The sequence below is a fragment of the Phocicoccus pinnipedialis genome (assembly GCF_903994035.1).
GTDB lineage: Bacteria > Bacillota > Bacilli > Staphylococcales > Salinicoccaceae > Phocicoccus > Phocicoccus pinnipedialis.
Map to the genome: position 1 here is coordinate 403614 of NZ_CAJEWB010000010.1, position 21559 is coordinate 425172.

General features: G+C 36.5%; 19 protein-coding genes. 3 read left to right on the plus strand and 16 right to left on the minus strand.

Going from position 1 to position 21559, the window contains the following annotated elements; genetic code table 11:
• Positions 1-97: 97 nt before the first annotated feature.
• The 3 genes from tkt to H9D55_RS06325 form a co-directional block, all read right to left on the minus strand.
• Positions 98-2083: a transketolase gene (gene tkt / locus H9D55_RS06315; RefSeq protein WP_186077843.1), complete on the minus strand. Its 1986-nt coding sequence runs from the start codon at positions 2081-2083 to the stop codon at positions 98-100.
• A gap of 24 nt (positions 2084-2107) precedes the next feature.
• On the minus strand, positions 2108-2332 hold the full coding sequence (locus tag H9D55_RS06320) for a DUF896 domain-containing protein (RefSeq protein WP_186077844.1): 225 nt from the start codon (positions 2330-2332) through the stop codon (positions 2108-2110).
• A gap of 99 nt (positions 2333-2431) precedes the next feature.
• The gene (locus H9D55_RS06325) at positions 2432-2647 is read right to left on the minus strand and encodes a hypothetical protein (RefSeq protein ID WP_186077845.1); all 216 of its coding nucleotides are present in this window, start codon (positions 2645-2647) and stop codon (positions 2432-2434) included.
• 141 nt (positions 2648-2788) lie between these two features.
• On the opposite strand from H9D55_RS06325, the gene lexA reads away from it, so the two are divergent.
• Together lexA and H9D55_RS06335 are read left to right on the plus strand one after the other, a co-directional pair.
• Entirely contained in the window at positions 2789-3403 is a 615-nt protein-coding gene (gene lexA, locus H9D55_RS06330; RefSeq protein ID WP_186077846.1) for a transcriptional repressor LexA, read from the plus strand.
• A gap of 83 nt (positions 3404-3486) precedes the next feature.
• Positions 3487-4554 (plus strand): YkvI family membrane protein, encoded by a 1068-nt coding sequence (locus tag H9D55_RS06335; protein ID WP_186077847.1) that lies wholly within the window; start codon positions 3487-3489, stop codon positions 4552-4554.
• A 50-nt stretch (positions 4555-4604) separates the two neighbouring features.
• On the opposite strand, the gene H9D55_RS06340 is transcribed toward H9D55_RS06335, so the two are convergent.
• The 11 genes from H9D55_RS06340 to allC all read right to left on the minus strand — a co-directional run bounded on the left by H9D55_RS06340 (position 4605) and on the right by allC (position 17499).
• Entirely contained in the window at positions 4605-5933 is a 1329-nt protein-coding gene (locus H9D55_RS06340; protein WP_186077848.1) for a protein adenylyltransferase SelO family protein, read from the minus strand.
• A gap of 67 nt (positions 5934-6000) precedes the next feature.
• Positions 6001-7194, minus strand: coding sequence for a CynX/NimT family MFS transporter (locus tag H9D55_RS06345; RefSeq protein WP_186077849.1), 1194 nt, complete (start codon positions 7192-7194; stop codon positions 6001-6003).
• Between the two features lie 37 nt (positions 7195-7231).
• Complete coding sequence (locus H9D55_RS06350) at positions 7232-8467, minus strand: MFS transporter (protein ID WP_186077851.1); 1236 nt, start codon at positions 8465-8467, stop codon at positions 7232-7234.
• 94 nt (positions 8468-8561) lie between these two features.
• A complete protein-coding gene (arcC, locus tag H9D55_RS06355) occupies positions 8562-9497 on the minus strand; it encodes a carbamate kinase (protein WP_186077853.1) in 936 nt (311 codons plus the stop codon).
• Positions 9498-9505: 8 nt separating this feature from the next.
• A complete protein-coding gene (locus H9D55_RS06360) occupies positions 9506-10279 on the minus strand; it encodes an oxamate carbamoyltransferase subunit AllH family protein (RefSeq protein ID WP_186077855.1) in 774 nt (257 codons plus the stop codon).
• Positions 10279-11562 (minus strand): YlbE family protein, encoded by a 1284-nt coding sequence (locus H9D55_RS06365; protein WP_186077857.1) that lies wholly within the window; start codon positions 11560-11562, stop codon positions 10279-10281. The genes H9D55_RS06360 and H9D55_RS06365 overlap by 1 nt, the downstream gene beginning before the upstream one ends.
• Positions 11563-11564: 2 nt before the next feature.
• On the minus strand, positions 11565-13304 hold the full coding sequence (gene fdrA / locus H9D55_RS06370; RefSeq protein WP_186077859.1) for an acyl-CoA synthetase FdrA: 1740 nt from the start codon (positions 13302-13304) through the stop codon (positions 11565-11567).
• A gap of 20 nt (positions 13305-13324) precedes the next feature.
• On the minus strand, positions 13325-14377 hold the full coding sequence (gene allD, locus H9D55_RS06375) for an ureidoglycolate dehydrogenase (protein WP_186077860.1): 1053 nt from the start codon (positions 14375-14377) through the stop codon (positions 13325-13327).
• 17 nt (positions 14378-14394) lie between these two features.
• Positions 14395-15426, minus strand: coding sequence for an ureidoglycolate dehydrogenase (allD, locus tag H9D55_RS06380; protein ID WP_186077861.1), 1032 nt, complete (start codon positions 15424-15426; stop codon positions 14395-14397).
• Between the two features lie 28 nt (positions 15427-15454).
• Positions 15455-16246 (minus strand): (S)-ureidoglycine aminohydrolase, encoded by a 792-nt coding sequence (gene allE, locus H9D55_RS06385; RefSeq protein ID WP_186077863.1) that lies wholly within the window; start codon positions 16244-16246, stop codon positions 15455-15457.
• A gap of 29 nt (positions 16247-16275) precedes the next feature.
• Positions 16276-17499 (minus strand): allantoate deiminase, encoded by a 1224-nt coding sequence (allC, locus tag H9D55_RS06390; RefSeq protein WP_186077865.1) that lies wholly within the window; start codon positions 17497-17499, stop codon positions 16276-16278.
• A gap of 167 nt (positions 17500-17666) precedes the next feature.
• On the opposite strand from allC, the gene H9D55_RS06395 reads away from it, so the two are divergent.
• A complete protein-coding gene (locus H9D55_RS06395; RefSeq protein ID WP_186077867.1) occupies positions 17667-18473 on the plus strand; it encodes an alpha/beta hydrolase in 807 nt (268 codons plus the stop codon).
• A gap of 28 nt (positions 18474-18501) precedes the next feature.
• Here the strand turns inward: H9D55_RS06395 and allB are convergent, their stop codons facing one another.
• Positions 18502-19863, minus strand: coding sequence for an allantoinase AllB (allB, locus tag H9D55_RS06400; protein WP_186077869.1), 1362 nt, complete (start codon positions 19861-19863; stop codon positions 18502-18504).
• Positions 19864-19913: 50 nt separating this feature from the next.
• A complete protein-coding gene (allW, locus tag H9D55_RS06405) occupies positions 19914-21377 on the minus strand; it encodes an allantoin permease (RefSeq protein ID WP_186077871.1) in 1464 nt (487 codons plus the stop codon).
• Between the last annotated feature and the right edge of the window lie 182 nt (positions 21378-21559).

The following is a 21559-nucleotide window of genomic DNA, read 5'->3' on the forward strand; positions in this document are numbered from 1 at the left end:
TTAATTATCCTTAAATATCAATATTTATATTAATGATATTAAAGCAGAAATTAAAATTAAAATGCAAGAAAAACCCGGGTTTTGCCCGGGATTTCTATTAATTTTCTTTAATAATATTTACTAAATTATCAACAGTAAAACCATATTTCTCCATCACTAAGTCTCCTGGCGCACTGGCACCAAAAGTGTCAATCGTTAGTAATTTACCATCCATACCAACAAAACGATGCCAACCAAGGCTTGCCGCCATCTCAACAGCTGTTCTGTTTTCAATATGTTTATTTAACACGGAATCAATATATTCTTTATCTTGTGAAAGGAATGTTTGCATATCAGGAATCGATGCAACTTTAATGTTTACACCCTCTTCATGTAATTTTTCAGCTGCATTGATAGCAAGTGGCACTTCACTACCTGTTGCAAATACGATCGCATCGTCACCTTTGTCGTATGCGATGTAACCTCCCTTACGAACTCCTGCTTCAAGTGTGTCTTCTTCTACATCAATAACTTCAATGTCTTGTCGCGTTAACACAAGCGCTGTTGGAGTTGTTTTAGACTCAAGTGCAACTTTCCATGCAACGCGTGTTTCGTTACCATCTGCTGGTCGAATCACTTTTAAGTTAGGAATTGCACGAAGCCCTGCAAGTTGTTCGATTGGTTCGTGAGTCGGTCCGTCTTCACCAACTGCGATTGAGTCATGTGTAAATACATATGTGACTGGTAGACCCATTAACGCGCTTAGTCTTACTGCAGGTTTTAAGTAATCGCTGAACACAAAGAATGTTCCAACATAAGGAAATACTCCACCATGTGCAGCCATACCATTTGCTGCTGCTGCCATTCCAAATTCACGTACACCGAACCAGATGTTACGTCCTTTGTAGTTGTCTTTTAAGAAGTCCTCTTCATCTACAACATTTGTTTTGTTAGATGAAGCAAGATCCGCCGCACCACCAAATAGAGTTGGTACAGTTTTTGATAAGTTTTGGAGCATGTCACTTGAGTTACCGCGTGTTGCTTTTTTAGTACCTACTTCGTATTTTGGCAGGTTGTTTGCGTAGTCTTCAGCTAACTTACCTTCGATGCCATTTATTAGCGCTTTGTATAACTCAGGCTGTTTTTCTTTATAGTCTTCCATTAATTTGTTCCACTCTGCTTCTTTTTCACTACTACGTGAAGCAAGTGTTTCATTAAATCTGTCGTACACTGAATCTTCAACGTGGAAGTCCTTATTTGAATCTAAACCGTAGTTTTCAAACGCAAGTACACGCTCATCGCTACCAATTGGCGCACCATGTGCTGCACTCTTTCCAGATTTATTTGGCGAACCATAACCTATGATTGTTTTGATCTCAATCATTGATGGTTGTTTTGTTTCTTTTGCTTTTTCAATCGCACGGTCGATTTCAGTTAAGCTGTTACCGTCTTCTACTAATTCATAATGCCAACCGTAAGATTCGAAACGTTCCTTAATGTTTTCTGAGAAGCTCATAGATAAATCTCCATCAAGTGAGATATCATTTGAATCGTATAGAACAATCAATTTGTCTAACTCTAAGTGACCAGCAAGAGAAGCTGCTTCGTGAGATATACCTTCCATTAAGTCTCCGTCAGATGCTAATACGTATGTGTAGTGATCTATTACGTTATGAGTTTCAGTATTAAACTGAGCTGCAAGATGCTTTTCAGCCATAGCCATACCTACACTCATAGCAAATCCTTGACCAAGTGGTCCTGTAGTGATTTCTACTCCATCAGTGTGACCATACTCTGGGTGCCCTGGAGTTTGTGAACCATACTGTCTAAAGTTCTTCACTTCTTCCATAGGTAATGTACCGGATAAGTGTAATAGACTGTAGAGCAACATAGAACCGTGTCCTGCACTTAAGATGAATCTATCTCTGTTGAACCATTCGACTGACTTAGGGTTGAAGTTCAAATGGTTCTTCCATAATGTATAAGCCATTGGCGCAGCACCCATAGGAAGTCCCGGATGTCCTGAGTTCGCCTTTTCAATCGCATCAATTGATAAAGCTCTTATTGTGTTTACTACTAATTCATCTGTTTTATCAAAGCTCATTTAATACTTACTCCTTTAAAGATATTATTTTCTTTTTTGAATTTCCTTGATTTTCTCTGGGGTAACATCGTTACCTTCTGGGTCAATAACTTTTGTTTGTTCAATCTGCTTTTTAAATGAATTTCTAAAATTAGTGAGATACTCTTGTCTTAAAGTTGTTAACTCTTCGAGCTCATCCTTATTAATTTTTAGCTCTCTCTTCTTTTTAGCGAGTGCATTTAAACGATCTAACTGTTCTTTTTCTAACATAAGCTCCCCACCCTTCTATATAAATTTACCATAAAAATAGGCACCAGGCTAATGTTCCTAGTGCTTTATCATAAATATTTCTATCATATTATAATCTATTTATTTGCCTGTTACTTGGCTCAGTATTTTTACCGTTACTTCCGAGTCAATGTTCTGTATCTGTTCGTTATTCATTCCGAACATCTGCGTCATACCACTGAGACTTTCAACAGAATGTGTGTTCCCTGTAAAGTAGAAATCTATATATAGATAAATGCTTAACAGAAGCATAAATAGCGCAATAGTAGTAACAGTTAATTGTTCTTGCTTTGTCATTGTATTCATCTCCCGAACATTTGTTTGTATTTACAATATACTAGAACGCATGTTCGTTGTCAACAGAAACACGAACAAATGTTTGATTGTTCGTTTTATCTATGGTACGATTAAATTAATAAAAATCTGGGGGCACTAAATATGAAAGAACTCACAACAAGGCAAAAAGAAATTCTTGATTTTATAAAACACACAGTAAGTAATCAAGGGTACCCACCAAGTGTTAGAGAAATTGGAAATGCGGTCGGATTACAGTCTAGTTCTACTGTACATGGCCACTTAAACAATTTGGAAGAAAAAGGATACATCAGACGAGATCGAACAAAGCCACGTGCAATCGAAGTAGTGTCTCCGGAAGACGAACTCACTACTCCAGTGATTCATGCTCCTGTTCTTGGTAAAGTAACTGCAGGTCTTCCTATTACAGCTATTGAAAATGTTGAAGAGTATTTCCCTTTACCAGAGCACTTCACTACTGGACACAACAGCGAGATTTTTATCTTAAACGTTGTTGGTGATAGTATGATTGAGGCTGGTATTCATGACGGCGATAAAGTAATCGTTAGAAAACAAAATATTGCACATAATGGTGAAATTATCGTTGCGATGACTGCAGATGATGAAGCAACAGTTAAACGTTTCTACAAAGAAAAAGGATATTATAGACTTCAACCTGAAAATAGTACAATGGATCCAATCTTAGTAGATTCAGTAACTGTACTCGGCAAAGTAGTTGGTTTATTTAGAGAAATGTAAAAGCGCAAATGCGCTTTTTTTGTTTACAATTAAATTTACTAGGGTAGAAATTAAACTGATTTAAAATTTAGGAGATGGTTTAATTGAGTCAAATGCGAGAAATTGCAAAATTTGCATTCGCATATACTGGCGTAGTGGTTGGAGCAGGGTTCTCTACCGGCCAGGAAATAATTCAATTTTTTACTAACTATGGAATGTACAGTTTCTATGGAGCTATTTTGTCAGGATTACTTGTCATGTTTATTGGTCGACAAACTGCAAAAATCGGATCAATATACCATGTAGATTCTCATGAAGTGCCCCTAAATAAATTATTCGGAAAAACGATAGGAACAATTATAGATTATACATTCTCATTCTTTATGTATGGACTTGCTGTAATTATGATTGCTGGTAGTGGGGCTAACCTGAATGAAGGATTCGGAGTACCTGCAACTGTTGGGTCAATTATTACTATTATGTTAGTTTTTATTACCTTACTCATGGATTTTGATAAGATTATGAGAGTCTTAGGTGCAGTAACTCCAATCTTAATTATCATTGTCCTAATCATGACGGTTACAAACATAGTTACGGCAGATACTTCATTCAGTGAAGCAGCATCACATGCGGATATTTCAAAAACACCGAACGAAATATGGTGGTTTGATGCAGTTGTATACATGGGACTTACAATGGGCGTTTCTTTTAGTTTTTTAACTATTATGGGGTCTGATGCAGATAAATATGAAATTGCCAAAAAAGGTTCTATTGCTGGCGGTCTAATCGTATTAATACTTATTGTTTTAATGAACGCATCTTTACTTACCGTAATTGTAGATGCAAACCAAGTATCAATTCCATCACTAGTAATGGCAAACAATGTACACCCTATTTTTGGATCACTTTACTCAGTTTTAATTATCGCACTCATATATAATACTGTTGTAGGCTTAATGTATGGATTTCTAGCAAGATTTACTAACCCAAAATCGAGAAATTATAAAATTATGCTTGTTATTTCATTAATTGTTGCATACATTTTTACATTTGTTGGATTCGTCGAACTTGTGAACACGTTCTACCCTATCTTTGGTTATTTAGGAGTTATACTTGGTATAGCATTAGCAATACTTTGGGTTCGTAAGAAAACCCAAAGAAAGTTAAATTAAACCTAAAAAAGCATGTTTCCAAAATTTCAGGAAACATGCTTTTTTATCTATCAAGTTCCACAAGTTGTATTAAAGTTGTGGTCAGTCGGTTGTTTTAAATATTCAGGTACTCGGTCGTTATATGGTTTCGTTATAAACTTCTCCAATTCATGCATTTTACTGTAATTACCTTGTAGCGCTAGTTCTATTGCAGCATTTACGGAATGGAATCTTGGAATAAATGAGGGGTTTACAGTTTTCATAAGTTCATAATCCGGTATATACTCTCCATAATCAGGTCTAAAATCTAATGTACCAAGAGCCAGTTTTCTAAATGTATCTGTGTAATCCAGTTTTTGTTCTTCAATTTCATTTAAGAAATCTAACACGATGCCCCTGTCTTCATCACTCATATAATCGTAATTATTTATACCAATCTTCTCACCCATAAGCATGAACCAGTGATTAAGATAATAAGTGCCAAATCTATCTAATACTTTTTGTAAAACTGCAATTGCTTCTTCTTCAGCATCAAAAAGTTTCACTAGTGAATTTCCGAGCATCCCTAAATTCCAATGCATAATGCTTGGTTGGTTATTAAATCGATAGCGTCCATTTATATCAATTTCACTATACCATTTATTTGGATCATACGTTTCTAAGAATGCGCATGGACCAAAATCAATTGTTTCACCTGAAATTAATACGTTGTCAGTATTAATAACACCGTGTATAAAACCAATTGATTGCCACTTAGCAACGAGCTCCGCTTCTTTTCTCACAACCATATCAAAGAACATTTCATATTTCGCTGTATGATGTTTTAAATATGGATAATGTCGATCAATTGCGTAATCAACGACTTTTTTCAATTCATCTTTTCCTTCTAATGCTGCGAGTTGGATTGTACCCACTCGTATATGACTATCTGCTACACGTATAATTACGCCTGCTTTTTTCTTTATACCACGGTCAATCATTTCATCTAATTCTAATATCGCAAGACTTCTTGTCGTAGGGATATTAACATTATAAAGAAACTCAGAATAGATATACTCTTTTAATACAGCTTCAAGTGGTGCTCGGCCATCACCGTTTCTACTATATTTTGTTACGCCACTACCTTTAAGTGCAATGTCAAAACGCTCACCATCCACTACACGTTCACCTAATATATGCGCACGGCCATCTCCTAAGGTAACAGGAGAACCAAACTGGTGCCCCATATAACTTTCAGAAAACGTGTTTTCATTAAACTCTAATAAATCCTCAATTCTTTCAATATCTAACTTTCTCATTAATGAGTGATTCACTAGATCTATATTTTTTACATTTATATCCGGTTGATTCACATGATAAAACATATCTGGTAAATCTAAATATGTGTATTCTAACATCATTACTACACCTTCTTTTAAGTACTAACTCAATTGTAAAATAAAAAAGCTTTGTAATATAGTACAAAGCTTATAAAGTATCTTCTATATATTGATCTTTAGCAGCAAACAGTCCAAAAATACATAACAGAACACCCATTATCAAGAAGATAAAGTTATTGAAATTCCATGATTCTGTAAGATCAAATACAAATCCCATAAATAGCGGGCCAATTGCAGCTAATATATAACCAATAGACTGCGAGAAACCAGATAAAGCGATACTACCATTATATGTTCTTGCTTTAACAGAGAAAAATGTCATACATGCACTGAATGCCGCACCAATTCCTGCACCTGATATTAGTACACCGAATAGAAGAGCAGTTTTGTTTTCAATGAATAACATACTAAATCCTAAGATAAAACATCCGAGTATTATGAACATTGGAATCGTTTGTTCTTTAACTTTTGCAACAAACTGTGGAAAGAAAAATGCGATTGGAATTTGCAAGAACTGGCTAAACATAAAGTAATATCCTGCTTGATCTGGTGTGAGTCCACGTTCTACTAAGAGACTCGGTAACCAGGCAACGATACAGTAAAACACCATAGATTGCATTGCAAAGAGCATAGCAATTGACCATACCATTCTACTCTTCACTAAGGCTTTCATCTTTATATTTGGTTCTGATAAAGTATCGTTATTTTCATTTGTAGTATTCATTTTATTATTAAGTTCAGTCATCCAAAATAATATTGCAACTACTACTAATACTCCCCATATACTTAGCGAGAGTTTATAACCAAGTGGGGACATCGTTGAAAGTGGTACAGATAATCCACCACCTACCCCTGCCATTCCGTTCATGGTAGATCCGTATAAACCAGTAACGAGACCTACTTGTAGTGGGAACTTTAGTTTCACAAGGCCAGGTATAGTAACATTCCCAACAGCAATACCAATACCAAGAAGTGCTGTACCTAATAAGAATAATTCAATTCCACCCATTGTACGAACAAGAATTCCAACTAAAATAATAATAAGTCCGTAAAATACAGTCCACTCAATTCCAATACTGTTAACTATCCTAGGTACAAATGGCGAAACGATACCAAATAACAACAAAGGAATTGTAGTGAGTAATCCTGCAATTGTATTTGAGATTAAAAGATCATTTTTAATTAAATCAACAATTGGCCCTACTGACGTAATTGCTGCACGAAGTATAGAGGCTACAAGTATGATTGCAAGTACTTGTACCCAATTATCTCTAATTCTCACATTTAAATTAGAGTAAATGCTAATCTCCTCCAAAAAATTATTTAATATGAGAGAGTGAGGCTTCAATCGTAGTTTTCTCTGTAGCCACAATTATTGACACAAAGCTAAATAAACCAATTATTAAAAAGATAATTATATTCATGTTTGTAGAATCAAACAAGTCGAATAAAAGACCCATTAATATTGGTCCTACTGCTGCAAAAATATAGCCTACTGATTGCGCAAAACCACTCATACCAATGCTTCCACTATGTGTTTCAGCTTTTAAAGCAAAGAGCGCCATACATGAACTAAAACTTGCACCAATACCAGATCCTATCAGAAGCATTGCAATAAATAGAAGTATTGGGTGTGTCATAAAGAATAATAAGAATCCTACTAGAAAAAAAGAACCTATTAAGTAAGCAATAACCTTCTGGTTCTCTAATCTTGCTATAAGCATTGGGAACACAAATGTTGTTGGTATTATAATGAGCTGTAACGCCATGAAGTAATAACCCGCAGCATGTAGTGAAATACCTTTGTCAACTAACATCGTAGGTGCCCATGCAACTAGACTGTAAAAAATAATTGATTGTCCGCCAAATAAACCGGTTATCGCCCATGCAAGTTTAGATCTTGCAATATTCTTAAATGTAAATTTGTTGCCTTCACGATTTACAACGAAACGTGCTAATGTTTTTGGATTTAAGAATAATTGTCTAATCCAAACAACAAGTGCGATGAATGCAAGTGCTGCCCAGACGCCAAGTCCAAATTTATATCCATACTCAGAACTATGTGCAATTGGCACTGCAAATCCACTACCGAGACCTGAAACTAGATTCATTGTTGTGCTGTATATCCCAGTGATAATACCAATCTGGAATGGGAATTTTAACATTACAAAGCTGGGCATTGCCACGTTTGTAAACGCAATTCCAACTGCAATAAGGATTGTGCCAGCAATAAACATATAGATATCGCCCATCACTCTAATTAATAAACCTAAGAATATAAAAATAATGGCAATAAATACTGTATGTCTAAGTGAGGATACTTGTACTATTCTAATTACATATGGAGAAACGAGCCCAAATATAATTAATGGAATTGTAGTTAGAAGCCCTGCCACTGTATTTGATATCATCAAATCTGACTTAATATCACCCATTAATGAACCAACTACAGTAAGAGGAACACGCATCATTGTAGCTATAAGTACAATGCTAATTAAAAACTTCCACTCTCCGAATATCGGGTGGGGATTTAATTGGTTATCTATACTGTTCATGTATGTCCTCCTTTTAAAATAAACTCAAAAAAAGAACTAAGCAACTCGTGTCGCTTAGCTCCTAAATCCTTAAGATTCCTGAAGGGTTAGTGAATTATAGAGTAATTCTAGTTCCTGCTTTGCCTTCAAGTGCTTCTACTGCATCTTCTAAAGCACAGATGATTGCAACTTTACCAGTTTTTGCGAATTCAACTGCTGCTTGGATTTTTGGTAACATAGATCCAGCAGGGAACTGATCGTCAGCAATGTGTTTTTCAGCTTCTTCAACCGAGATATTTTCAAGTTTTTCTTCATTTTCTTTGCCCCAGTTAATGTAAACGTTAGATACATCAGTTAGCATCATAAATACATCAGCATCAGATTGTTCAGATAGTTTAAGTCCGGAACGGTCTTTGTCGATTACAGCTTCAACACCGTGAATTTCGCCATTTTCGTCTCTCCATACTGGAATACCGCCACCACCAGATGAAATAACAATTGAACCTGCATCGGATAATGATTTAATTTCATTTACACCATGAATCACCTGAGGTTCTGGTGAAGGTACGACTCTGCGGTATCCACGTCCTGCATCTTCAGCCATTTTGAAACCTTGTTGTTCCATTTCTTTAGCTTCTTCTTCTGTAAAGAATACACCTATTGGTTTTGTTGGGTTATCGAAAGCTTTATCCTCTTTATCTACTTCAACCATAGTAAGTAAAGTTACTACGTTTGTGTCGTTTCCAGCTTCTTTTAATTTGTTTTTTAGAGCTGTTTCAAGCATGTAACCAATCATACCTTGTGATTCAGCGTTGTTTATAAAAATTGGCATTGGTGAGATTTTATCCTTAGCAGCTTCGTTTTGTGCGATAATGTTACCTACTTGTGGGCCATTACCATGTGTTACGATGATATCGTGACCTGCTTTTGTGATGTTGACCATTGAGTCAGCAGCACTTACTACGTTACCGTATTGGTTTTCGAAGTCTGGATGTTGACCTGGTCTTAAAATGGCGTTTCCACCTAATGCTAATACTACTTTTTTACCCATTATATAATTCACTCCTGATTTAAAGTTTTGTAAATTCCGTACAGGGTGTCGAGACCTGATGAAGAGCCTAATGTTTTTAGTCTGTTCATCGTCTCTACACTTGGATCATGATGTAAGTCCGTAATTCTTGAACTAAAAATTTCATTTAATGCAAGTTGAATAAAACTCTTTGAAACTAATGTTGTAATGTCTTCGTTGTAAAGTCTCTGTATCAATCCATAGCTTCTGTCATCAATAAACTTATTTAATGCATCCCCGTAAAGTATGCCTGTAAGAATATCATCACCTGTTGGTGTTAGGCCATTACCACGTCCAATAAAATACCTTAACTGTGATTCAAGTTCTGGACTATAGTTTTTAAGTCCATCTAGCAAACACTTCATTTTTTCATGGCTAAAATCTGAATCCGCATAGCTTGAAAAATCAATCTGTTTTAAATTTTCGCGTAGAAGACCGATATCTGCTAAATGAAAATCAAAATCAGGTCTATATTCTTTAACCTGATTCAAAATGATTGAAAAATCTTTGTGTCTGATTTCTTGACGATTAATTGTGATTTTATCTTGTGGCCTTGATTTAGTAATTACCTTTTTAGTGCTAAAAGGATCTAAAGTGATGCCGAACGGAAAGTATCCATTCTTATCTGTTCCGATAAATATAAGACTCCCAGTCTTACTAACAAGGTTCATACCATTGTTAAAAACAGAGTGGACGTTTAGTTCCCGCTCTGTTTTTAAAAGATGCAGTGCAGCCGTACCTGCTACACCCGCAGTATATATCATTACTTCATACCAAGTTTTTTAGCGTATGCTGTAATTGCTTTTTCAAAAGCTTCCATTGGTGGTGTAACTGTTCCTGCACCAATTTGACCACGACCAGCAACTTTATTTGCAATACCAGTGTTGATTACCGGTAGAATTCCAGTTTCAACAACTAGACGTGCATCGATTCCTGTTGGCGCTCCTCTGAAGTTCCAAGTTGGAATAATCCAGTTTGGATTTTCAGCAATTGTGATTTCAGCCATATCATTTGATGTTTCAAGTGCATCGTTAAATCCACCCGTACCTACAAAACGTGTTACAGCAGGAGCAGCGATCATTGCCATACCACCAACACCAATTGTTTCTGTGATTGCTGAGTCACCCATATCTGGGTTAGCGTCTTCTTCTGAGAATCCAGTGAAGTATAGACCTTGTGGTGTATTGACTGGACCAGTGAACCACTCGTCTCCCATACCTGCAATACGGATACCGAATTCATGTCCGTTACGGCACATTGCTGTGACAATAGTACCAGATTGGATTTCATTACGTGCAGTGTCAGTCATGACTTTACCTGCCGCCATTGCTACGTTTAAGAAGAATTGGTCAGTGTCGGCTAAGAACTGGATGACATCTTCTTTATCTTTTTGTTCTACGTCTTCTAGAGCCGTAATGATTGGTGCTAAGTCACGTAGAAATGCATATGAAGCAGCGATGTTACGTTGGTGGAACTCGTCACCCATTGCAATTGCACGAGCGATTGCACCATTGACGTTCATTCCGCCATCGATTTGTCTTAATGCTTTAGATAATACTGGTCCTAATACATCACGTTGCCATTCTAATCTTTCGATTACTTGTGGACCGAATGCTCCGAAACGTAATACTGCACCGATACCTTCGTTTAAAGTACAGTATGCTGTATTTTTTTCTGTTTCGTTGCTTGTATCTTTAACAACTAATACTGGGAAGTTAGCTGAAGTGATTCCACCCATTGGTCCTACACCATTAACATGATGGAATGGTACAAAACGAATTTCATCATTTTCTAACATTTTGCGCGCATCTTCTTCATTGTCAGCCCATTTTTCAAAAAGTACAGCACCAACACATGAACCTTGCATTGGATCTGACATTTGGTCAAAACGGATAGGAGGTCCTGCGTGTAATAATGTTTTTGTGTTTTCATCATTTAGCTCAGGAATTACTGATTTTGCTGGCACAACATCAATAAGTGTTGGTTGTGTTGAAATCATTCTTTGTACTACTGCTTCGTTTGCTTCATCAATTGTTTTGAATCCCATTATTAAATGTCTCCTTCGTAGTGATTTAAGAACTGAAGTACTTTCATTAATTCTTCGTTACCACCTGCTGATGGTCTCCAATTGAATTGAACATAATCTACTTCTTGATCCACTAGAGCTTCTGTAAATCCTTCTAGACCAATGTTAATTACTGAAAGTTCTCCTGAAATTAAGTCTTTTAAGCTGTCTGCAACTGTAAGATCTTCATTTGTTTTATCAAATGCTTTAACTTCTCTTGTTGGTTGTTCAGCTTTTTCACCGATTAAATTAAGTGCTGTACGAACCATTTGGTCGTTTGTGTCACAAATTACTGCGCCAGCACCTTCTAAGATACGACGTTGAGAGTCGTAACCTTGTACGTCTTTGTCTGTACCTACAACAGTAGCAAGTACAACTACTTCTTGGCCAGCATCTTTCTTAGTTGCAATGAATTTCTCTATTGCGGGAGCAAGTTGAGCTGCCATATTCTTGTGTGATCCATAACCAAGTACATTATCTAAAAGAACGACCGCGATTTCATCATCAGAAGCAGCTTCTTCAAGCGCTTTGAGTCTGTTAGCTGGATCAATCATTGGGTGAGGTGTACCTTGCGTGTACATGTCGTCACCTAAGTCAATGATTTGATGGTGTTCACTCTTATAAACAAATGCTTCATCATCAGCAGACTCTTCACCAGTAGCATGTTCGATTAACATAGCAGCTTCAGTAGCTAAAGTACCACCAGAGTAGAATCCACGAATTCCAACTTGTTTCTCATTAAATTTCGCTGTTACATCTTCTTTTAGCGATGGTTCGAATTTAACTTCTTCACCTTTAGATTTTTGTAATGAAACAACCGCTGCCTCTTCTAAAGTATAAGCGTGGAAGATGTTTTCTTCAGTGTATGCTGGTTTGTCACCTAGGTAAAGAACGACTACTGGCTTGTCTAATGAACGTAGTACGCTGTTTACTTTGTTTTGGATTTTTTCAGATGATGGTTTAGATAAAACAGTAATAACATCAACAGATGGGTCACTGTTTAGCGCTTTGATTGCATCGATCATAGTGATTGCTCCGATATCATCATTTAGGTCACGACCACCTGTACCAATAGCGTTTGTAACTCCTCCACCTAAACGGTCAATAATAGTAGTAACTTCTTGGATACCCGTACCAGAAGCACCTACAACACCGATGTTTCCTTCTGTGATTACGTTAGTGAATGCAAGAGGCGTACCGTTGATAACTCCAGTACCCGCGTCAGGGCCCATTACGAGTAATCCTTTTTCGTGTGCAGTTTCTTTAAGTTTACGTTCGTCTTCTACTGACACGTTGTCAGAAAACATGAATACGTTAAGATTGTTATGAAGTGCATTCATACCTTCCATAGCAGCGTATTGACCAGGTAATGAAATAAGTGCAACATTTGGCTCTTTAGCAATTGCTAAAGCTTTTCTCCAGTTGTTTGCTTCTACTTCTTCTTCGTCATCTGCGCCACCAGCAAGTTCTGAATCAACTAAAACTGAGATTTCCTCTACTTTAGACTCATCATCAGTATCTATTACGATAACGATGTCATTAGCACCTGCTGCTCTCATTTCTTCTGTTTCAAATCCCCCTCCAGCAAGGATATCTTTGTTTGCTGGAGTTGCCATCATTGCTTGCGCTTTATTTACACCCTCAACTTCGTTTAGTTTGTTAGAAAGTAACATCAAAACGATAGAGTCTTGATAAGTGTTTGGTTTAGTAATTGTGTATAACATTATGTGCCTCCATATTTATATTATTCAGCAAATTTATTTTTGCCATGAAATCGATCGTAATGTATATCATCACTGATTAGGTACTCATAAATATCATCAACGATTTCAATTCCGCCAGCTTCATCGTACTTTTTAGCTCGGAGTAACCCGCGTTCACCTGGATAGTATATTTCTCCATATCCTGGTGCTGCAGGTTGTTCTTTGAGCTCATCTAGCATAGTGCTAATCTGTTTTTTAAACACTTCTATTTCAGTGAAATATCTTGGATTGATTACTATGTGTAATTGACCAAGATCACGTCCCTTAGTTAAATCATGATACATAGAAGATACATGTTTTCCAAATGGTAAACCAAGTAAGCTACCAGAAAGAACATCCACCATCATCATAAGGCCATAGCCTTTTGGACCGGCTACCGGAACAAGTGCATGCACATCTTTTGAATCTGTAGTAGGTGCACCATTTTTATCTACAGCCCATGTATCAGGAATTTTTTCGCCTTTACTTCTCGCATCTAGTACTTTACCCCACGCTTGGACAGTTGTTGCCATATCAAAAGTTATAATTCGATTATCATTTGATGGCGCACTGAAAGCGATTGGATTCGTTCCAAAGTATGCTTCAGTACCACCGAATGGGACTACCATTGGGTCAGATTGACATACCGATAAAGCGACCATGTTTTGTTTTGCCGCCATTTCAGTGAAGTAGCCAAGTGCACCGCTGTGTGACATGTGCTTAATACCTACCACTGCAACGCCATTTTCTTCAGCAATTTCAATCGCTCTTTCCATTGCATAGCGTGCAGCTTCGTGCCCTGCCCCATTATCGGCATCTAAAACAGCAGATGACGGACCCGTTTTTTCAAATTTGTATTCTGGACTATTAGTGATTCCACCTTTAGCAATACGCTCTGCATAATACTCAACGCGGACAGCACCGTGAGAATGAATCCCACGGTGATCTGCCCACACAAGTACTTCTGCCATTGCATTAGCAGTTTTTTCATTTACACCAGCTTTAACAAATTTATTCTTCATAAGTTCAAATAATTTTGTTTTTTCTACGTGCACTAAACACACCTACTTAATTAATATAATCGGTCAGATTCTAAGAATTCTACAATATCTTCTGGAATAGGAATTCCATCTTTATCATACTCTTCTTTTACAGCATTCATAAGTTCACCAGGGTAGTACACTTGGTCAAATCCAGGTGCTGGTTTTTGGTCATGTAACTCTTGAACCATTTGTTCCATTTTCTCTATTAAAGCTTCTTTTGAAGAGAAAAAGTCAGGATTTATTACGATGTGTAATTGACCTAGGTTTCTGTACTCAGATAAATCAGCATACATTGAAGATACATGTTTACCAAATGGTAAACCAAGTAATGATCCAGCGAGTACATCTACCATCATCATTAGCCCATAACCTTTAGGTCCTGCAACTGGTAGTAATGCATTTACTTCCCATGGATCTGTCGTTGGTTTTCCGTTTTTATCAACCGCCCAAGTATCAGGAATTTCTTTGTTTTTACTTCTTGCGTCAAGAATTTTACCCCACGCTTGAACTGTAGTAGCCATATCAAAAACGATTGGTTTGTTACCTTCAGCTCTTGGCGCTGCAAAAGCAATTGGGTTAGTACCAAAGTATGGTTCAGACCCTCCGAATGGAACTACCATTGGATCAGATTGTACTACTGATAAAGCCACCATACCTTTCTCAGCTGCTTTTTCAACATAGTAACCAATTGCACCTGAGTGTGAAAGTCTAGACATTCCAACTACTGCTACACCATTTTCTTCAGCCATTTCAACAGCTTTTACCATCGCTTCGTGAGCAACGTAAGTTCCCTTAGCGTTGTCACCGTGGAAAATTGCAGTTGATGGACCCGTTTTTTCCCATTTGAATTCTGGGTTGTTGTTAAATCCGCCTTTTGCTTGACGTTCTGAGTAGTATTCCATTCTCACTGAACCGTGTGAATGAATACCACGTTCGTCAGCCCATAATAAAACGTCTGCTGTACGGTCTGCAAATTCTTCTTTCATTCCGTTGGCAATAAATTTATTTTTAAAAAGTTCTCTCAGTTTATCTGAAGAGACTCTCACTAATTTCTCTGACATAAAGATTCACTCATTTCTCTCGCTATTTTTATAGTTCGATATCTCTGTTCGCGTCTTTAGAGTAGATGTAAGAGAATTCTTCATCTAATCCTACTGCATAAGTTGCTTGTGGAGTGTAGGCTGCCATAAAGATATAGTCTCCTTTGTCAACTGGCATCCAATCGTTATCTAAGTTGTAAACACCGCGTCCTGAAAGTACATATGCACCATGCTCTTGGACGTGTGTTTCAATATATCCGTGTGAAGCACCTGGTTTGAATGAAAGAATATGGATGTTCATATCATACGCAAGATCTGCTGGTAAAAAATCAGTTACTTGTACTTCTTCCATTCCCTCGTATGCTTTCCATGTTAGGTCATTCTTGTTACCAGTAATTACTTCAGGTTGACCAACGCCTTTCGCTTCTTGGTAACGTTTCTTATAAAGGAATACTCTTGAATCTTGACCTTTATTGTTGTTAACAAAAGTCATTTCTAAGTGCGGTGGTGCATATACGTATCCACCCTCTGTTAAGTCGTAATCTTTTCCGTCAACTGTTACTGTAATGTTTCCATATACAACATATATGAAAGTTTGGATTCCGTTTCCACCAAAACCTTGAGTGTTACCACCATTGTTTTTAAGTGTAACTAAATAGTCTACAAAACGTGCACCAATTCTCGGTGAACCGAGGATAGTGATATCACAGTCGTCAAATCCTGGAACAACGTTATTCACTAATCCGTCTGGTGTCAAAACAGCATAATTATCTTTCTTTACTACTGATCTAAGTTCTAATAGGCCTTCTCTATAGCCTTGTTGATGGTTTAAGTAACCCATTAATAATTCCTCCTATTTTTTTACATTAATTAGTATGCAAGTTTGTACATTGTTTGAGCAAGTACTTCGATACCTCTAACTAGGTCGTCCATATCTGTTTCTTCTTCTATGTTGTGTGAAATACCACCGATTGACGGAACGAAAATCATTCCAGTTGGTACGAACTCTGCAAATATTTGTGCGTCATGTCCTGCACCTGATGGCATAACTTTATAGCTGTCTCCAGCGAATTCTTTTGCAGATTCTTCAATTGTTTTGATGATTTCGTCATCCATTAACGAAGGTGATTCATCCATCCAAAGGTTGATATCTACTTCCATACCATATTTTTCAGCGACTTCTTTGATTGTTGTTTCTACAGTTTCACCAAATTTATTAAGTTCTTCTTGGTCTATGTGACGAGTATCAATCGAGAATTCAACTTCACCTGGAACTACGTTAACTGTATTTGGTACTGGTGTAACGTGACCGAATGTTAATACAAGAGGATCACCGATTTCTTTCGCTTTACCTACTAAGTTTTGTACAATTTCAGAAAATGCAACTACTGTATCTTTACGGTAGCCCATTGGTGTAGTACCTGCATGGTTTGCTTGCCCTTTCAGGTTAATTGTGTAACGCTTTTGTCCAACAATTCCGGTAACAACACCGATTTGTTTTTTCTCTAATTCTAATACTTGACCTTGCTCAATATGAATTTCTAAGAATGCTTTAATGTCATCTCTGACTTTATCATCTGAGCGGAAATCAAATCCTGATTCTCTCATAGCGTCTACGAATTTAACGCCATCTGCATCAACGATATCTTGAACATCTTTATTATCTTGAAGATTAAAGAAGTTTTTAGAACCCCAAAATGTATATGGGAATCTACTTCCTTCTTCTTCTGCCAATGATAATACCTCAATTGAACGTTTCGGCTGACCATACTTTTCTTTTAGATAAATTGCTGCGGTAAGCGCTGCTAAAATACCGTATTGTCCGTCTAAATGTCCTCCACGTGCTACTGTATCAATATGCGATCCTGCCATAATTGTTTCATTTGGTTTTTCAGAACCCTCGATACGTCCTGTGATGTTACCAATACTATCTTTCTTCACTTCAAAACCATTATCCTCAAATTCTCCGATAAGGGCTTGAACAGCTTCTCTCCACTCTGGAGAGTATAGAAGACGTGTAATACCTTTAGGTTCTAATCCTCCAAAGCCAGTAAATTTTTTATCAAGTCTTTCAAAAGTTGAACGAATTTCCATAATTGCATTCACTCCTTTATATTGTTATATATAATTATACCCATTAATACCTTTCTATACATTGACACTTTCAACAAACACAAGGTGGTCTTTTATATACTTTAGACAAAACAATGACCTTTTTCTTAAAAAAAACGATTATTATTAATTATTAAAGGAGTAATACAATGTTAAAAAAAGAAATCACGATATATGAAAGTGATAATTACAAAATAGATGCGACATATTATACTTGCCAAAATGCATCCAATGGTTTAATGATATATCTACATGGCGGAGGACTAATATTTGGTTCTAAAGATGATCTTCCAAAAGAATACATCTCTATTTTAGTAGAGAAGTTCGATTTATTAAGTGTGAATTATCGTCTTGTTCCTGAGTCTACACTCGCTGATATACTAAAGGATTTAAAGCATATTAATGATTATATAAAAAGCAATTTTAGTGTTGATGTTTACGTTATGGGAAGAAGTGCGGGCGGATACTTGTCATATCTTTACAGTAAGCACTTTGATGTAAAAGGTTTATTTATATTATATGGATACTTCAATTTTGATCATAATGATTTTTCAAGAATTCCTGCAGATCAAAAAAAATTATCCGGTATTCTAAATGAAAGTATAGAAAAACAAAACGTAGAAACTAATGTAGTTACTGAAAAAATGCCGAATCCACGCTATCTACTCTATCTGTATTATAGAAATAAAAACATATGGAGAAAAAAACTAGGTGTTGATCTTGATGATGATACTTATTACTTGAGTGATGAGAATTTATTACAGTTACCACGGACATTTATAGCACACACTATTAATGATCCTGATGTTCCTTATTATTATGCGAAACATGCATCTATGATTATTCCAGAATGTCGATTAATCACTCTAGAAGGGAATCTGCATGATTTCGATAATATCATTAAGGATGAGAATTTAAACATTTATAAAGAGGCTATTGAATATCTTACAAAATAAAAGTAAGGAACATTATGTTCCTTACTTTTTAAATAAATTTACCAATTTTTACATCTGATACGCCGTTTTCTAAAGAATATACCTCTGTACCTCTTACAATTGTCATAGCTACTTGAGCACCATATTCACGATCAAGGTACGGCGAAATTTTGTTTCTATATTCTAAATCCTCTGCTTTTAATACATGTGGAGAATTCGGCTTAATTAATACGAAGTCCGCGTCTTTACCAATAGCGATACTTCCTTTATCCACTAAACCAAATCGTTTAGCAACATTTGTTGCAATAACATCAGCGAACAATTTTAAAGGCATATTTCTCTTTTGAACTGCCTCATCATAAAACATGTCAACGTTACTTTGAAGTCCTGAAATTCCACCCCATGCTTCAAAAGCGTTTTCCTTATCTTTTAAATCTGGAGTACATGGTGAGTGATCACTTACTACCATGTCAATTTTACCATCAAAGAGTCTGTCCCACATACCAGGCATACGATCTTTTTCGCGTATTGGTGGTGAACATTTAACTACAGGGCCAATGCTATCTAATTCTTCTTTATAGAAGTATAAATAATGTGTGCATGTCTCACATGTAATGTCTACTCCCTCTTCCTGTGCTTTGACAACTAAGTCCACACCTTCAGCGCAAGCTACATGGGCAATATGAACTTTGCATCCTGTTTCTTTCGCAAAGAGAATAATTTTTTGAATTGGCTCTACCTCAGTAAATACCGGTCTAGTATCAACGTAGGCAGCGAGTGATGTTTCTCCATTTTCGTAAGCAATTTGACCTAGTTTATCTGTAATTGGAGCATTCTCAGCATGTATTGTCAGAACTTTACCAGTTTTTGCAATCTGACGCATGCCTTCATATAGTGAATAATCATCAACATTCATAAAGTCGCCGTCAATAGAGCGGTCCCCACATGTTGCTACGAATGCTTTATATGCCACGACACCTTCTTGATCAAGTTCTTGAATACCACCGTCTAAATTAAAAGGTACTAAGCCACCATAACTATACACATCTACTGATAGTTTTCCTTGTCCGGCATCAACTTTTTTATTGAATGAATCACTATCAACAGTAGCAGGAACTTGGTTTAAAGGCATTTCCATGAATGATGTGACTCCACCTTTAGCAGATGCACGTGTCCCAGTATCGTATCCTTCCCATAGATCTCGGTATCCTCCGCCAGGCTCTGTGATGTGAACGTGGGCATCAATCATCCCTGGAGAAACTACTAGACCTTTGGCATCAATCACCTTGCCATCAGTACCTAGATCTTCTGCTATTGCTACAATTTTACCATTTGAAATTCCAACATCTACATGTTGCTCTCCTGTTTCTAAAATAACCAAACCATTTTTAATAATTGAATCAAACTTCATTCTAAATCACCTTATCTTTCATTTTATATTTTTTAAATTAAATCCATTTTCTAAAAGAGGAATTTTTCTCCTTTATTCAAAGTTAAAACATAATATATTGCAGCTGCTGAAATAAATCCTACAAACCAAGCAGTATCTCTAATAAATTCGAATCCAGGTAAATTACCTAATAAAGTGATAATTAATCCAGCTATTGTTGCAATATAAGCCGGTCCATTTATTCGAACTGCTGCTGTTTCAGGTTTGTTTTGATCAAAGTATAACTTCTCAATATTAATTTTTTGTTTAGCTACTTTATAGAAGTGAACAATCATTACTCCAGCAACAGGTCCTAGTATTGATCCAATAAGACCTAGAAATACCATGATACCACCTTCACCTTGTACTAGTTTCCAAGGCATAATTAATACTGAAGCAACAGATGCTACTATTACTCCACCACGATAGGTAAGTAACTTAGGCATCAAAGCACTCAACTGGTATCCTGCTGGTATGATATTACCAGTAGCATTAGTAGAAATTGTTGTCATTAGTAATACAAAGATTGCAAAATAGATAGCCCAATCACTATCAAACTTTTCAATTATATCTAAAATATCAAAACTAGTGATTCCTAGAGAAATCGCTCCACCGACTAAAATCGCAACAGATGAAACTGCGAATAGTAAATGTGCAACAAATAATCCAGAAAATTGACCAATAATTTGAGTTTTAGTATTCTTAGAATTCTGTGTAAAATCTGCTACAGAAGCACCCGGAGCTGCCCAAACTGATAGAAATGAACTAAATACAACGAGAAAACCTATGATCGCTGGATACGTTTTACCTGAAGTAGTAGGTACTTGATAAGCTAAGATTTCTCCAAAGCCACCTGCTGCTTTTATACCCCAAATCATCATACCACCAAACACTACATATATTAATGGGTTTAAAATAGCTGTGAATTTATTAAGAACGCTTCCTCCACCAAATCCTATCAAGAAGTTAACTGCCCAGAAAATCATGAAAGCGATAAATATTGGAATAGTTATTCCTAAAAATTCTCTGCCCCCTCCAATTTCTGTAAAACTTGGGAATACTTTTTTCAAAATAATCATCATTGCAATAGCACCAAAATAGGTTTGCACTCCAAACCATGCTATTCCTGCAACTACTCCACGTAATATACCTGGTAACTTGGCTCCTATATCACCATATGTGTGTCTTAAGTGCATGGCAAAAGGTATTCCATACTTTGAACCCGCAACACCATTTACAGTCAGTAATGCTGCAATGATAAACGAGCTAAGCAATACAGCGATCATCACTTGAAGTGGCGTTAGTCCAATCATTAAAAACGTTCCAACCATTACATAGTTTGGAATGTTATGGACAGATCCCATCCATAAAGTGAAAAAGTTAAATACTGATGAATCTCTTTGCGATTCATTCTTAGGCATGATATCTTTGTTATAACCTCGATTTTCATAAAATTTCGGGTCCTTTAAATCATGCTCGATTTGGGTATTATCCATCCCAAATCCTCCTCTCTATATTTTTTATATATTGTATACTAGTAATACACTAGTTAAATAACTAATTTCTGTAAGAGTTGGGGTTCTTATATGACCTCCAACTTCTATCTTAATAGTACTACAAAAAAAAAAAAGATGTTTGGTATATTAGACACAAATCCCTTATGTTTTTGTTCATAATG

Excerpts from the sequence above, each read along its gene's own strand:
- allD (WP_186077861.1), bottom strand. The coding sequence starts at position 15,426 with ATGTCAGAGAAATTAGTGAGAGTCTCTTCAGATAAACTGAGAGAACTT.
- H9D55_RS06360 (WP_186077855.1), bottom strand. The coding sequence starts at position 10,279 with ATGATATATACTGCGGGTGTAGCAGGTACGGCTGCACTGCATCTTTTA.
- H9D55_RS06340 (WP_186077848.1), bottom strand. The coding sequence starts at position 5,933 with ATGATGTTAGAATACACATATTTAGATTTACCAGATATGTTTTATCAT.
- allE (WP_186077863.1), bottom strand. The coding sequence starts at position 16,246 with ATGGGTTACTTAAACCATCAACAAGGCTATAGAGAAGGCCTATTAGAA.
- allC (WP_186077865.1), bottom strand. The coding sequence starts at position 17,499 with ATGGAAATTCGTTCAACTTTTGAAAGACTTGATAAAAAATTTACTGGC.
- allB (WP_186077869.1), bottom strand. The coding sequence starts at position 19,863 with ATGAAGTTTGATTCAATTATTAAAAATGGTTTGGTTATTTTAGAAACA.
- tkt (WP_186077843.1), bottom strand. The coding sequence starts at position 2,083 with ATGAGCTTTGATAAAACAGATGAATTAGTAGTAAACACAATAAGAGCT.
- fdrA (WP_186077859.1), bottom strand. The coding sequence starts at position 13,304 with ATGTTATACACAATTACTAAACCAAACACTTATCAAGACTCTATCGTT.
- H9D55_RS06365 (WP_186077857.1), bottom strand. The coding sequence starts at position 11,562 with ATGGGATTCAAAACAATTGATGAAGCAAACGAAGCAGTAGTACAAAGA.
- H9D55_RS06350 (WP_186077851.1), bottom strand. The coding sequence starts at position 8,467 with ATGAACAGTATAGATAACCAATTAAATCCCCACCCGATATTCGGAGAG.
- arcC (WP_186077853.1), bottom strand. The coding sequence starts at position 9,497 with ATGGGTAAAAAAGTAGTATTAGCATTAGGTGGAAACGCCATTTTAAGA.
- lexA (WP_186077846.1), top strand. The coding sequence starts at position 2,789 with ATGAAAGAACTCACAACAAGGCAAAAAGAAATTCTTGATTTTATAAAA.
- H9D55_RS06395 (WP_186077867.1), top strand. The coding sequence starts at position 17,667 with ATGTTAAAAAAAGAAATCACGATATATGAAAGTGATAATTACAAAATA.
- allW (WP_186077871.1), bottom strand. The coding sequence starts at position 21,377 with ATGGATAATACCCAAATCGAGCATGATTTAAAGGACCCGAAATTTTAT.
- H9D55_RS06320 (WP_186077844.1), bottom strand. The coding sequence starts at position 2,332 with ATGTTAGAAAAAGAACAGTTAGATCGTTTAAATGCACTCGCTAAAAAG.
- H9D55_RS06325 (WP_186077845.1), bottom strand. The coding sequence starts at position 2,647 with ATGACAAAGCAAGAACAATTAACTGTTACTACTATTGCGCTATTTATG.